Here is a 12974-nt window from a genome sequence, read left to right as displayed (position 1 = left end):
GCGCGCCGCGTCGTTCGTACGGGCCGTCACCGCGGTGAGGCCGGTCCGGTCAGGCCGTGTTGCACGATCGGGCCGAACCAGGTGACCAGGTCGTCGACGGACGCGGACGCGACCGGCTCGATCCGTACGATGTAGCGCGCCACCGCGAGGCCCAGGATCTGCACGTTCAGCATGGCGACCCGCACCGCGGCGTCCGGTGTGCCGAGCATCGTCACCAGCCGGGCGGTGATCTCCCGGTCGATGTACTGGCGGAGCAGGGTCTCGGAGTCGTCGTGCGTGAGGGCCGAGCGGGTGAGCGTCACGAGCGGGGTGCGGTCGGACTTGTCGAGGTTCTCCACGAGCGTGCGGACCATGCGCGCGCCGATGTCGTCCAGGCCGCCGGTGAAGACCGATTCAATGGCGGACGGAACGTGCTCCGGCACCTTGAGAGCGGCCCCGAACAGGCCCTGCTTGGTGCCGAAGAAGTAGAACACCATCGCCGGGTCGACCCCTGCCTCGGCAGCGACCGCGCGCATCGTGGTGCCGCCGTAGCCGTGCTCGCGAAACAGCACGCGGGCCGCTTCCAGGATCCGCTGCCTGCTCTCCGCGCCTGACCGCCAGCGCCCGGGGCGGCTTGAGGGATTCGGTTCTGTCATGACGGGAGCACTCTATCGAACCCTTTCTTCATCAGTCGATTGAGTTTTGCCCGCCCCACCGGCTAGATTGAAACCTCATCAACCGGTGAAGAAAGGTGGAGAACGATGCGGGTGATCGTGGCCGGCGCGGGGATCGGCGGACTGACGCTGGCCCAGGGGTTACACCGGGCAGGGATCGACGTCATGGTGTACGAGAAGGACGAGGCGCGGGGCCGTCCCCAGGGCGTCAGCCTGCACGTCGACGATCGGGGGGCGGAGGCGCTGCGCGCGTGCCTGCCCCCGGGGCACCTGGCGATGGCGGAGGCCACCATGGGCGGGCTGCGCGACCGGACTCTGCTGCTGTCCGAGGTGGACGGCGAGCTCGTGGTCGCCGGCACCCGGCCTTCCGATGGCACGGCGGGGCGACGGCCGGGCCGTCAGACCCATCGGCGCCTGCTGCGGGCGGTGCTGCTGACCGGGCTGGAGGACAGGGTGCGGTTCGGGGCGGCGTTCACGCGGTTCGAGCAGCGCGCCGACGGCAGGGTCCGGGTGTGGCTGGCCGATGGCCGTACGGACACCGCGGACGTGCTGGTCGGCGCGGACGGGGTCGGTTCGGCGGTCCGCCGTCAGTACCTGCCGCACGTGGGGGTGGTCGACACGGGGAGGCGCATGGTGATGGGCGCGACACCACTGCGGGCCGTGGCCGGAACGGGGCTGCCCGCCCTGGTCGGCGACAGCGGCACCAGCGCGCGGGTGCGCGGCATGACGATGGCGCTGGGCGTCCACCGGTTCACCGGGTCGCCGGCCGCCGCCCGGGAGCGGTGGCTGCCCGCCCTCGACTCCCGCGTCGTCGCCGACGCCGAGGACTACGTGATGTGGTGCCTGCCCGTCACCCAGGCCCAACTTGGGCCTGCCGGCTCGCCGGACGCGGTCTGGCGGCTCGCCCGGGAGCTGGCCACGGGCCTGCACCCGGCGTTGCGGCTGGTCGTCGACGAGGCGTGGCCGGACGCCACGGTCGCGCTGCGGATCGGAATGATCCCGCCGGTTCCGGCGTGGCCGGCCGGTCCGGTGACGGTCATCGGCGATGCCGTTCACGCGGCCCCGGGATTCGGCGGCAACCTGGCGATGCAGGACGCGCGCCGTCTCCGTGACGCCCTGGCCGCGCATGCCCGCGGTGAGCGGGATCTGCTCACCGCGATCGGCACCGCCGAGCAGGCGATGCGCCACGACAGCGTCCCCGCCCTCGACACCCTCGGCGCCCTCGACGCCCAGGGCCGCGGCCCGGCGCGCGAGTTCCGTCCCGGCGGAGCGGCCGTGCCGATGCCGGTGGGTCAGCCGCGCGAACCGCTGCTCGCGGCGGCCCCGGCCCGGTCGTCCTCACGGACCACGGATGCCCATGATGGCGCGGAGCCGGGCGCGTGACCATGGGCGTGCTCACGCGGAGGTCACTGACCTTGTTCGCCGCCGTGGGCGGCTGGCGGACCGTCGCCGAGGCCGTGGTGTCGAAGGCGGTGTTCCTGATCGCCCATCTGCTGACCGGCCGGGTTCTCCTCTCCGCGCTGGTGGCGGTCGGTGCCGTCGCGGTGTTCGCGATCGTCCGGGCGTGCACCGACCGGAAGTACTGGCAGGCGGGGGCCGGGCTCATGATCGTGGGGGTGTCCGCGTCGCTGGCCGGCGGCACCGGACAGGCGGTCGACTTCTACCTCGTCAGCGTGTCGCTGCCGGCGGTCGCGGGGACGGTGTTCCTGGTGTCCATGCTGGTGCGGTGGCCGATCATCGGGGGGCTGGTCGAAGGACTGCGCGGTGAGCGGTCCGGCTGGCGGCGCGATCGGGCGCGGCTGCGGCGCTACCAGGCGTGCACGGCGGTGTTCCTGGCGAAGTTCGGCCTCTCCGTGACGGTGATGGTGCCGCTGTACCTGGCGGGGCGGGTGACCGCTCTGGGCATCGCCGCGACGGTGCTGGGCACGCCCGCGACGGGCCTGTGCGCCTACGCGTGCTGGCGGATCCTGCGTACGGAGGCGAGCCCGCGGGAAGCGGGTCCGGCCGTCACCGTACCGGGCCACGGTTGAGAGCGGCCGTCCCGCCGAACGGGTTCGGGCCGACGAGGAGTGGCACGGGCCGGCCTTCCGCTTCGGCAAGACGCCCGAAAGTCACCTGGCCGGCCTTCGCCTGCGCGGAGCCGTCCTGTGGATCCGAAGCCCTCACCTCGCCTAAAGATCCGAATTTCGCACGAACCCTGGGGCGGCGGCGGCCCCGGGTCCGTACAGCAGGAACCTGTACGGACCGTCCCGCACGGGACGTCAGAGCGCTTCGGCCAGGGCGCGGGCCAGGGTCGCGGCGGCGCCGGGCACGTACCGCAGGAACAGGTACGGCTCGGTGAGCTCCACCTCGATGAGAGCCGGACTGCCGTCGGCGAGGCGGACCAGGTCCACGCGGGCGTAGAGCACCTCGGGAAACTCACCGAGCACCCGCTCGGCCAGCGCGATCTGGTCGGGTTCGGGGACGCGCGGTTCCCCGTGGTCGTTCCCCCGCCCCGGCCTGGTGGCGCTCTCCACCAGCATCGCGTTGCGCCGGATGGCATGACTGAACCGGCCGCCGAAGTACAGCAGCGAGGTCTCCCCCTCGGTCTCGACCATGTCCAGGTACGGCTGGACCATCGCGGTCCGTCCCCCGGCGGCCAGCCGGGCCGCGTGGGCCTCGGCCTCCTTCCGGTCCCCGGTCCTGATCGTGTCGCGGGCTCCCGCCGAGATGGAGGGCTTGACCACGTACTCGCCCAGGACCGGGAAGTCCACGGCCTCACCCGGCGCGACCCAGTAGGTGGGAATGGACGGCACGTCCAGGTCCCGCAGGTAGACCTTGTCGGTGTTGCGCTCCAGCACGGCCGCCGGATTGAACAGCCGCGTGACCGCCTCCGTCCGGTGGGCCCACGCGAGGAACTCCGCCCGCCGACTCACGTAGTCCCAGGGCGTACGGACCACGACGGCGTCGAACGCGGCCCAGTCGACCCCGGGGTCGTCCCACCGCGCGATCCGCCCGGTGATCCCCTCCTCGGCCCACGCCGCGACGGCGACCTCCTTCTCGTCGTCGAGCCCGTCCGGGTCGGCGAAGGTCACATACGCCACGGAAACGCCCACGAAAACCCCCTGCGTCAGCACCAAATAACCAGAAGGCACCTTACCCAGAAGCGACATGCCGAGCCATGGACTGGATGTCGCATATTTCCGGCAACGGGTGCGCACCGATATGGCTTATCGCCCGCAGCATCCACTCCTCCTGGCACCTGTGCCGGGTGATGGGCGTGGTGGCGACGCGTGCGACGAGACCGCTCAAAGCGGGTCACCCAATGCCGTGACCAAAAATGGTCACCGGGTCGCCTGTAATCGCATAGCCCGCTGGAGAGGACAGGTCATGTCCGATCGGTGATGAGAAGGCGCGATCGTCTCCATCCACGGCAACAGTCATCGGCCATCGGCATCGGTGTGAACAGCGTCGGAGTTTCCCCCTTGCGGCGTGCTGCAATATATCCATTATGGATATATCCTGCGAGTCATGGGCAAGATGACGGAAGCGACCTACTTCATCCTTTCGGCACTGCTGGACGGACCGCTGCACGGCTACGGGATCATTCTGCGCACGCGGGAGCAGTCGGGCGGGCAGGTGCGGATCGCCGTCGCCACGATGTACCGCACCCTGGACCGCCTGGAGGAAGAAAGCCTGGTGGCGACGGACCACGAGCAGGTCGTGGACGGTCGCGTCCGGCGTTACTACCGGATCACCGACGAGGGGACGGACGCCGTTCGGGCGGAGGCCGCGCGGCTCCAGCGGGCCGTCAACCTCGTCACCGGCCGGGTCGCGGTAACCGGCGCATGAGCGGCCGCCTGGAGGCTTGCTACCGCCGCCTACTGCTGCTCTACCCCAAGGACTACCGCGATCGGCATGGCGAGGAGCTGATCGGCACGCTGATACTCGCCTCCCGTCGCGACACGGCATCAATCCCGCGCCGCCCGCTCATCCGCGAAATGGCCGCGCTCATGTCCGGCGCGTTCGCCGCGCACGCGCTCGAGGCGCGAAGGACCCGCGCGCCCTGGTGGGCGGACGGGCTGCACCTGGCCGTGCTCGCACTGATCGTGGCGGAGTTCTCCATGGCCGGGCCGGCGAGGTTCCCATTGGGGACCGAGACGTCGATCGCGCTTCTCCTGCTGGTGACGCTGGGCTGGGTAAGACCGGCCCTACCCCTGGCGCTGTTCGTCTTCGAGGTCCTCACGCCCCTGGAGCCGTCAATCCGCAGCCACGTGATCGTCGTGGGCTTGGCGGTGCTCGCCGTACGGCCCGGCAAGGGGCTGACCAGACGGTCGTGGACGTGGGCGCTCATCCCCGCCTTCTTCTGGCTGCCCTCGGTCGGCCGCTTCGGACTGTACGCGCATGCGCCATGGGCCCAGGTCAGCACGGGTATCGACGTACTGCTGCTCGGTGCGGCACTGTGGGCCACCCTGATCGCCAGGGACCCGCGCTGGACCCTGGCGAGCGCGATCTACGCCGGGACCGGCCTCGTGCTCTTCCAGTTCGACGGTCAGTGGGCATACCTGCCCTGGCACAGCACACGCGACTACCTCTACTGGGGACTGGTGTCCCTGCTCGTGACAGCCTCGGTGGTCGCCGCCCGCCGTACCAGGAGACGGATCTGATGCTTACGGCGCCCCTCAGCCCGCTCGCGTCGACTTCGGCCCTGTTCAGCCGCAGGCGCTCCCCCAACCTGGTGATCGTTTCCGGTCGCAGCACCAACTGAAGCGTGTCTCTCCGACACAGCGCAGGGTTGTTCGCCACCTCCTCAGATTCACGCCGATGTCACTTCGTGACCCCCGGCCCGGAGGGTGGACCGATGGTCGCTCTCCACCGTCCGCGCTGGAGGTGGATGGCGCCGTCCGGGGTGATGCGCACCCAGGCGCCGTGCAGCGGCAACTCGCCATGCCGGAGCCAGTAGGTGCGCACCCCTTCCAGGACGTCCCACGATGTCCCAATGCTGGAGCATCTGCACCACCAAGCTGGGAAGCGTGGATGACGAAGTGGGCCGTCCGGTGATCGTGTCCCCGACGTGGGCATGGTCCGCGTGTCTCCCGGCTACCTGGGTGACCAGCGTCTGATCGCTGTAGGCAGCCCCCGCCCACGCTTCAGCGTCGGCTTGGCCGTCGTGCAGCTCCCACGTACGGCTGTAGGTCCCGGAAGGGGTGCCCCACCGATGCGCCCCGGCAACCACCGACGACATCGGCCTCAACAGCGTGCACCTCACCCGAACACGGCGGCGGCCCGCTCAACCGTGAGCACACCGAACCCGATCGAGATGGAGCCACCCGCCTCAACGCGGTCCGGTACGGCGACAGCCCACCCGAAGTCCAGCAGACCAGGAGGTCGGGCCTTCAGGTGCGCCGGAGACTTCGGAGACCGTTCTCAGATCGCGGCCAGGTCCGCGGTGACGTTCGCCGCCGGTGTGCTTCGTGCCCGGTTCCAGGAGGTCCCGGCCCAAAGGTGCAGTGTCTCGGCGTCCCCTCGGGCCGCCGCGGCGCGGCGCAGCGGCGCCGTAAGATGGTGGACCTGCGGATAGGCCGCGGGGGCCCGGCCGGAGTACTCCGTCATGAATCGGTTGACCAGGCCGCGCGCCGGACGTCCGGTGAAGGCTCTGGTGACGGCGGTACGCGTGAAGCGGGGATCGGTCAGCGCCGCCCGATGGACCACGCTGGTCCCGCTCTCGGGACAGAGCAGGAAGGCGGTGCCCGCCACGGCCGCGACCGCTCCCGCGGACAGGACCCGGGAGACGTCGGCGGACGAGGCGACACCGCCCGCCGCGACGAGGGGAAGCCGTGACACCTCTCGCACCTGGGAGAGCAGCCGCTCCAGGCTCATCGCCTCGACGTCCGCATTGGTGAACGACCCGCGATGGCCACCCGCCTCCTCCCCCTGGACGCACAGCACATCGGCGGCCGAGGCGAGCCGTGCCTCGGCCGCCGACGTCACCGTGACCATCACAGTGGTCCCCCTGTGGCGGAACGCCTGGATCAGCTCGTCCTCCGGACAGCCGAACGTGAACCCCACCACCGCGGGCGGATCCGTCAGCAGATCCGCGACCTTGGCCGTGAAATCGTCGTCGCCCCCGCGCGGGATTCCCAGGGTGGCGCTCAGCAGCCGCGCCTCTCCCTCGATGACTCGCGCGTAGGCGTCGATCTCAGCCTGATCGACCTCGTCGGCCGTAGGCATGAACACGTTCACCCCGAACGGACGGGAGGTGAGCTCACGCGTCCGCTCGATCTCCTGGCGTGTCCGCGCGGCCGTCTTGTAGCCTGCCGCGAGAAATCCCAGACCCCCGGCTTCGGACACGGCCGCGGCCAGCTCGGGAGTGGACGCCCCACCGGCCATGGGAGCCTGCACGACCGGCAACCCGAACGACCACGACGCCAGATCAGACATGGGACATCGGCATCTCCTCCCTCAGCGCACCCGAGGCGTCGCCAGAGCCGCCACGACGGTGAACGTGGCGGACGGCCACACCACGGGCGATCTCCATCGGGCGCTGAAAGCCTATGTCACCCGGCTCCACCTCTCGTGTGAGTTCGAGGTGGCCCCATGTCAGGCGGGTGGGGCATCGGCCTGTCACGGCGGACGCGGCCTGCCGGGCGGCGCGGTCCGCGTCGCTCGCCCGATCTTGGCGTTGACGGCGGTGATCCGGCACACCGGTGCCACCGGCCGACTCGTCACCCGGTCACTGCCCCGGCTTCCGGCTTACTCGTCCAGGCTCCACGGACCGGCTCCGGGTCGGGGGCGTCGACGAGGAGTTTGGCGACGGCGTCGCCGATGTCGGTGGGGTTCCAGCGGGTGTTCCGGTCGGCGCGGGGGCCGTGCCGCCAGCCGTCGGCGAGGGAGACGGCTCCGCCCTCGACCTCGAAGACCCTGCCGGTGACGTGCCGGGATCCGGTCGAGCCGAGCCAGGTCACCAGGGGCGCGATGTTGGCCGGGTGCGCGGCGTCGAAGCCGCCCACCGGCCCGGCCGTCGTGGTGAGGACCTCCTCGGTCATCCGGGTGCGGGCGGCCGGGACGATCGCGTTCACCGTGACGCCGTGGCGGCCGAGCTCCGCGGCGGCGGTCTGGGTGAGTGCCACGACACCCGCCGTGGCCGCGGAGTGGTTGCCCTGGCCGACGCCGCCGAACAGCCCGGCCCCGGAGGAGGTGTTGATCACCCGGGCGTCCACGAGGTCGCCCGCCTCCGACCGCTCCCGCCAGTGGGCGCCCGCGTGCCGCAGCGGCAGGAAGTGGCCCTTGAGGTGGACCCGGATCACGTCGTCCCACTCCTGCTCGGTCATCGAGACCAGCATCCGGTCACGGACGAACCCGGCGTTGTTCACCAGCACGTCCAGCCGTCCGAAGGCGCTCAGCGCCATCTTGACCAGGCGGGCCGCGCCGTCCCACGCGGTGACGTCATCGCTATTGGCCACGGCCCGGCCGCCCAGGTCGCGGATCTCCTCGACCACCTCCAGGGCGGGGCCCGCGGAGCGCCCGTCGCCCTCGCGGCCGGTGCCGAGGTCGTTGACCACGACTCTGGCCCCCTGTCTGGCGAACTCCAGGGCGTGCTCCCTGCCGATGCCGCGCCCGGCGCCGGTCACGATCACCACACGCCCGTCACAGATACCGCCCATGCCAGGACCCCTTTCGCCACGATCATGCAGAGTTTCCCGGTTGTTCACCTTTCATGTCTAGATGCGGTTCGTAACCGACTTTCATCGGCTCTCACCAGGTGAAGGCGGGTGAAGATCGCGCCACCGTACGAGGGGATCGTGAGCTCACGTGCCCCAGGCACTCGAAACCTTGTCGCGTTCCGAGGGGTCCGACGTGTCAGGTCACGGTGAGGCCGCGGGCGGCGAGGATCAGGGCGGCCTGGGTGGGGCTGATGACCGCTCCGCGCAACGACCTGAGCCGGGTGTCGTCGACCTCGCCGAGGTCGGCGCCGCGCAGGTCCGCCTTGGTGAAGACCGTCTCGACGGTGCGGGCGCCGATCAGGCGGCAGTCCTCGAACACGGTCTTGGTGAAGTCGCAGCCCGACAGGTTGGCGTCGTCGAAGCGGACGCCCCGCAGGTGGAGACCTCGGAGCGAGCAGCCGGTGAGGTCGGCCAGCGCCAGGTTGGAACCGTCGAACCGGTAGCCGGTACCCCGGCAGGCGGACAGCACAGCGCCGATCATGCGGCAGCCGGTGAAGGTGACGTCGGTGAGCAGGGCGAGCTCGAAGCGCGCGCCCGACAGGTCGACGTCGGTGAAGGTCGCGTCGACGATCTCGGCGTTCGCGAACCTGAGCCCCGATCCCCCGCCACCGGAGAAGCGCGCCCCGTCCAGGTCCGCACGGCGGAAGTCGGCCCGCTCCAGCACGCACTTCTCGAACGTGGCCTCGACCAGCGACGCCCCGGCGAGGTCCGCGCCGGTGAGGTCACACTCCCTGAACACGTAGGGCCCGTCACCGGTCAGATGCTCGCCGAGCGAGAGCCCCGCCAGATCGACGCCGTGGATCTCGCGCTGGTCCGCCAGTAACTGTGCCGCATTCATCCCACGATTCAAGCAGCCCGCCCCGACAGAATCCCCACCGCCGTACCCCGGGAAAATGCCGCACCTCAGGAGGCCGCCGCACCCCGGGAAACCCTCCGTACCCCGAGAGAGGGCCATCGAGTCAGGTGGTGCCCGTGTCTCCGGCGAGGAGTTCGGCGGCGGCCTGGCCGCAGACGCGGGAGGCTCCGTGGGTGGCGATGTGGACGGCGCCGAGGTCGGAGCGGCCGGGCAGTCCCATCTCGACCACGACCGCGTCGGCGCGGGCGGCCAGGAGGTGCCGGAGCGCGTCGGCCTGCCAGGGGTGGCGGTGCGCGTCGCGGACGACGACGACCAGGGGACGCTCGGCCGCAGCGGCGAGCACGGCCTCGACGGCGCCTCCGGTGGCGGCGGAGGCGGTCAGCCGGGTGACCGTGGTGCCGGGAAGGAGCTTGCCGAGCGGCTCGCCGACGCCCCACGGGGTGTCCTTCTCGATGGCGAGGTTCATCTCGGGGGCGAGCTCGACGACGTGCGGCGGGGCGGGCAGGGGGAACACCGCGTTCGCGGAGCGGCGGGTGATCCGCAGGGCCCGCCGGGCGGCTTCCAGGCCGATCGACGGGTCACCGGGACGGCCGGGGGCGTCGGGGCGTGAGAGCGCGCTCCGGGGGGTGGTCGTGGTCCAGAGGGCGAGTTCGCAGACGCGCCGGGAGGCGTCGGCGAGCCGCTCCTCGGAGAGCCTGCCCTCGATCACGGCGTCCACGATCGCGTCGCGGATCCCGATCGCGGTCTCCTCCCCGGCGTGCTCGCCGCCCACGCAGATCGCGTCGGCGCCCCCGGCGACGGCGAGGACGGAGGCACCGCCGATGCCGTACGGGCCGGAGACGGCGGCCATCTCGATGCCATCGGTGACGATGACGCCCTCGAAGCCCAGCTCGACCCTGAGCAGGTCGTGCAGGACCGGGCGGCTGAGGGTGGCGGGCATCGCGGGGTCCAGGGCGGAGACGAGCAGGTGCCCGGTCATGACCGTGCGCACCCCCTGCTCGACGGCCGCGCGGAAGGGCCGCAGCGCCACGTCGCGCAGTTCCCCCGGGGTGGCGGCGACGAGCGGCACGCCGTGGTGGGAGTCGACCGAGGTGTCGCCGTGCCCGGGGAAGTGCTTGGCGCAGGCGGCCACTCCCGCCGACTGCATGCCCCGGATCCAGGCGGTGGTGTGCCGGGCGACGAGGTCGGGGTCCGCGCCGAAGGAACGCAGGCCGATGACCGGGTTGTCGGGGTTGGAGTTCACGTCGGCCGAGGGGGCGAAGTTGAGGTTCACCCCCGCCAGGGCCAGGTCGCGGCCGAGGTCGGCGGCGAGTTCCTCGGTGAGGCCGATGTCGTCGACCACGCCAAGGGCGAAGTTGCCGGGCCGGGTGCTCCCGCCCACGGCCTCCAGGCGGGTGACCTCGCCGGACTCCTCGTCGATGCCGACCAGGACCTGGGGGTTCTCCTCGCGGAGCGCGGCCGTGAGGTCGGCGACCTGGGAGGGGGTGGCGATGTTCCTGGAGAAGAGCACCACCCCGGCCAGTCCCTCGCCGAGCCGGCGCCGGATCCAGTCGGGCGGGGACTTGCCCTCGAAGCCGGGGAAGACGACCGTCTCCGCCAGACGGAGCAGCTCTGGGCCGCGCTTCATTCACCCCTCCTCGCCTGACGGCCGGTCGGCGTTCCTGCCGAAGACGCGCAGACACCACGTTGTCACCGGACCCCTGTGGGAAAGCGCTCCCACAGCGGCTCTGCGCAAATCTAATAGGAAAGTTTCCTAATTGCTAGTGGGCTGACCATAGGCCTTCGACTCAGGATTTTGCGGATCGGAACGATGGGCGCGTCGAAGGCCCGCTGATAGGGAGCTCAGAAACGAGACATCTCCGCGTACGGCGAGGGTCGTCACCGCCCGCCCGGAAGACGAATCCGCCGCCGACGTCGGCGAATCCGCCCGCGCGGCACCCGGCACGGGTCCTCGGCCGTCCGCCGCCCGACACGGGTCCCCGGCTGTCCATCGCCCGGCGTGGGTCTTCGGCCGTCCATTCGCCCGGCGCGGGTCTCGCCGTCGGCGGCGGCCGACCGGAGTACGGGCCACGCCTCGCCCACCGTCCGGCCCCTCCCCCTCCGTTCGAAGGGAAAGGTAGCAAGCGTTTGGTCGCGACAGAAAGCGGGGATGAGCTGGCGCGTTCCGGTGAACAAGCGATTGCGCAAGGGCTCATAATAGGGACGTGAACACGCGAAAGAACTCCGGCGGCGCGACCACGACCCCGGTCAGGCGTCAGGGCGGGACCAAGCGGGCGGCCACCTCCGGCCCCGCCTCGGAGCGCCGCGACCATCTCGTCAAGCTCGCCGCCGAGCTCTTCGCCCGCAAGGGTTTCCAGGCGACGACCGTCCGGGAGATCGCGGAGGAGGCGGGCATCCTGTCCGGAAGCCTCTACCACCACTTCGACTCCAAGGAGACGATCGTCGACGAGGTGCTGACCACCTTCCTCGACGACCTCGTCGGCCGCTACCGCGCCGCCCTGGACCAGAGCGGCGACCCCCGCACGATCCTCTCAGAGATGGTGCGCATCGGGTTCAGCACGCTGGAGCCCCACCGCGCGGCGATCACCGTCATGCAGAACGACTGGAACTATCTGAGGTCACTGCCCGGCGACCGCTTCGACTACCTGGTCAGGGCCGAGGAGGAGGTCGAGCGCATGTGGGTCGGGCAGATCAAGCTCGGCCAGGCCGACGGCCTGTTCCGCGCCGACGTCGACCCCAAGCTCACCTACCGCATGATCCGCGACACCATCTGGGTGGCGGTCCGCTGGTTCCGACCGGGAGGCCGTCTCGACACCACCGGCCTCGCCGAACACTACATCACCGTCCTGTTCGACGGCCTGGCGACCGGCGAGCGGAGTAGCCAGAAGGCATGACACCCGCCGAACCCGGCGCGGTGAGCGGCGCGGCCTGTGAGAATCAAGCGTCCGCGAAGCGAACGGGAAGTGGTGGGTGAGCGTGGAGATCCTGCAGAAGGCCGTGCGAATGGCGCTCACTGACGTGGCCGATCCCGCCAAGGCGCCGGTCATGCAGGCCTACATGAAGTCGTCGATGCCGTTCCTCGGCGTGCAGGCCGCACCGCGCCGCGCCGCGCTGAAGCGGGTCTTCGCCGACTACCCCGTCGACGTGGCGTCCGCGTGGCGGGAGGCGGCGCTGACCCTGTGGCGTGGCGCCGAGTACCGCGAGGAGCGCTACGCGGCGATCGAGCTGACCGGCTTCCGCCTCTATCGCGCCTTCCAGACGCTCGACGCGCTGCCGATGTACGAGGAGATGATCGTCACCGGGGCCTGGTGGGACTACGTCGACGAGCTCGCCGTCCACCGCGTCGGCGGCCTGCTCGCGGCCTTCCCCGACACCATGCGTCCCCTCATGCTCCGCTGGGCCCGCGGCACCGACCTGTGGAAGCGCCGTACGGCCATCCTCAGCCAGAACCGCTTCAAATCCGCCACCGACACCGGCCTGCTGTACGCCTGCATCGAGCCCAGCCTGTCCGACAACGACTTCTTCGCCCGCAAGGCGATCGGCTGGGCCCTGCGCGAGTACGCCAAGACGAACCCCGGCGAGGTCGTCCGCTACGTCGACCACACCCGGATCAGCGGCCTGAGCCGCCGCGAGGCGCTGAAGAACCTTCCGGTCACGTAACCGGAGCCGCGTCTCCGGCCGACCGGCTGCCGTCGGCGCGCGATCACCGTGTCCCCGTACCCACGTCCGTGGCCGGCCGAGCCCGTGTAACGGAAGCCGGGT

The 12974-nt window shown here is 71.0% G+C and carries 12 protein-coding genes and 1 pseudogene; 7 read left to right on the top strand and 6 right to left on the bottom strand.

The window, feature by feature from the left end:
* Positions 1–26: 26 nt before the first annotated feature.
* On the bottom strand, positions 27–635 hold the full coding sequence (locus ABD817_RS24990; RefSeq protein ID WP_344920557.1) for a TetR/AcrR family transcriptional regulator: 609 nt from the start codon (positions 633–635) through the stop codon (positions 27–29).
* A gap of 105 nt (positions 636–740) precedes the next feature.
* Here ABD817_RS24990 and ABD817_RS24985 point away from each other — a divergent pair, with 105 nt between their 5' ends.
* Entirely contained in the window at positions 741–2036 is a 1296-nt protein-coding gene (locus ABD817_RS24985; RefSeq protein WP_344920556.1) for an FAD-dependent oxidoreductase, read from the top strand.
* A 2-nt stretch (positions 2037–2038) separates the two neighbouring features.
* Positions 2039–2683, top strand: coding sequence for a DUF3159 domain-containing protein (locus ABD817_RS24980; protein WP_344920812.1), 645 nt, complete (start codon positions 2039–2041; stop codon positions 2681–2683).
* 231 nt (positions 2684–2914) lie between these two features.
* On the opposite strand, the gene ABD817_RS24975 is transcribed toward ABD817_RS24980, so the two are convergent.
* The gene (locus tag ABD817_RS24975; protein WP_344920555.1) at positions 2915–3748 is read right to left on the bottom strand and encodes an ATP-grasp domain-containing protein; all 834 of its coding nucleotides are present in this window, start codon (positions 3746–3748) and stop codon (positions 2915–2917) included.
* A gap of 415 nt (positions 3749–4163) precedes the next feature.
* On the opposite strand from ABD817_RS24975, the gene ABD817_RS24970 reads away from it, so the two are divergent.
* Both ABD817_RS24970 and ABD817_RS24965 read left to right on the top strand, forming a co-directional pair.
* Positions 4164–4484, top strand: a complete 321-nt coding sequence (locus ABD817_RS24970) for a PadR family transcriptional regulator (protein ID WP_344920554.1) — start codon at positions 4164–4166, stop codon at positions 4482–4484.
* On the top strand, positions 4481–5299 hold the full coding sequence (locus tag ABD817_RS24965) for a hypothetical protein (protein WP_344920553.1): 819 nt from the start codon (positions 4481–4483) through the stop codon (positions 5297–5299). The genes ABD817_RS24970 and ABD817_RS24965 overlap by 4 nt, the downstream gene beginning before the upstream one ends.
* A 760-nt stretch (positions 5300–6059) precedes the next feature.
* Here the strand turns inward: ABD817_RS24965 and ABD817_RS24960 are convergent.
* Positions 6060–7073 carry a nitronate monooxygenase gene (locus ABD817_RS24960; RefSeq protein WP_344920552.1) on the bottom strand — a complete coding sequence of 338 codons (1014 nt, stop codon included), beginning with the start codon at positions 7071–7073 and terminating at the stop codon, positions 6060–6062.
* 184 nt (positions 7074–7257) lie between these two features.
* On the opposite strand from ABD817_RS24960, the pseudogene ABD817_RS39650 reads away from it, so the two are divergent.
* Positions 7258–7371, top strand: a pseudogene (locus ABD817_RS39650) (IS982 family transposase); the annotation flags it as partial.
* On the opposite strand, the gene ABD817_RS24955 reads toward ABD817_RS39650, so the two are convergent.
* From ABD817_RS24955 to ABD817_RS24945, 3 genes are all read right to left on the bottom strand, one after another.
* Complete coding sequence (locus ABD817_RS24955; RefSeq protein ID WP_344920551.1) at positions 7358–8296, bottom strand: SDR family oxidoreductase; 939 nt, start codon at positions 8294–8296, stop codon at positions 7358–7360. The pseudogene ABD817_RS39650 and the gene ABD817_RS24955 sit on opposite strands and share 14 nt — an antisense overlap.
* A gap of 196 nt (positions 8297–8492) precedes the next feature.
* On the bottom strand, positions 8493–9194 hold the full coding sequence (locus ABD817_RS24950) for a pentapeptide repeat-containing protein (protein WP_344920550.1): 702 nt from the start codon (positions 9192–9194) through the stop codon (positions 8493–8495).
* A 121-nt stretch (positions 9195–9315) separates the two neighbouring features.
* A complete protein-coding gene (locus ABD817_RS24945) occupies positions 9316–10839 on the bottom strand; it encodes a glycoside hydrolase family 3 protein (RefSeq protein WP_344920548.1) in 1524 nt (507 codons plus the stop codon).
* 577 nt (positions 10840–11416) lie between these two features.
* Between ABD817_RS24945 and ABD817_RS24940 the strand changes: the two genes are divergently transcribed.
* Both ABD817_RS24940 and ABD817_RS24935 read left to right on the top strand, forming a co-directional pair.
* Positions 11417–12106: a TetR/AcrR family transcriptional regulator gene (locus tag ABD817_RS24940; protein ID WP_344920547.1), complete on the top strand. Its 690-nt coding sequence runs from the start codon at positions 11417–11419 to the stop codon at positions 12104–12106.
* 76 nt (positions 12107–12182) lie between these two features.
* Positions 12183–12872: a DNA alkylation repair protein gene (locus ABD817_RS24935; protein WP_344920546.1), complete on the top strand. Its 690-nt coding sequence runs from the start codon at positions 12183–12185 to the stop codon at positions 12870–12872.
* Positions 12873–12974 lie beyond the last annotated feature (102 nt).

This window comes from Streptosporangium oxazolinicum, from assembly GCF_039537505.1.
Classification (GTDB): Bacteria; Actinomycetota; Actinomycetes; order Streptosporangiales; family Streptosporangiaceae; genus Streptosporangium; species Streptosporangium oxazolinicum.
The sequence above is the reverse complement of the archived record's forward strand: the minus strand, read 5'-3'. Positions and strand labels throughout refer to the sequence as shown.

Excerpts from the sequence above, each read along its gene's own strand:
- ABD817_RS24990 (WP_344920557.1), bottom strand. The coding sequence starts at position 635 with ATGACAGAACCGAATCCCTCAAGCCGCCCCGGGCGCTGGCGGTCAGGC.
- ABD817_RS24985 (WP_344920556.1), top strand. The coding sequence starts at position 741 with ATGCGGGTGATCGTGGCCGGCGCGGGGATCGGCGGACTGACGCTGGCC.
- ABD817_RS24980 (WP_344920812.1), top strand. The coding sequence starts at position 2,039 with ATGGGCGTGCTCACGCGGAGGTCACTGACCTTGTTCGCCGCCGTGGGC.
- ABD817_RS24970 (WP_344920554.1), top strand. The coding sequence starts at position 4,164 with ATGGGCAAGATGACGGAAGCGACCTACTTCATCCTTTCGGCACTGCTG.
- ABD817_RS24965 (WP_344920553.1), top strand. The coding sequence starts at position 4,481 with ATGAGCGGCCGCCTGGAGGCTTGCTACCGCCGCCTACTGCTGCTCTAC.
- ABD817_RS24960 (WP_344920552.1), bottom strand. The coding sequence starts at position 7,073 with ATGTCTGATCTGGCGTCGTGGTCGTTCGGGTTGCCGGTCGTGCAGGCT.
- ABD817_RS24955 (WP_344920551.1), bottom strand. The coding sequence starts at position 8,296 with ATGGGCGGTATCTGTGACGGGCGTGTGGTGATCGTGACCGGCGCCGGG.
- ABD817_RS24950 (WP_344920550.1), bottom strand. The coding sequence starts at position 9,194 with ATGAATGCGGCACAGTTACTGGCGGACCAGCGCGAGATCCACGGCGTC.
- ABD817_RS24945 (WP_344920548.1), bottom strand. The coding sequence starts at position 10,839 with ATGAAGCGCGGCCCAGAGCTGCTCCGTCTGGCGGAGACGGTCGTCTTC.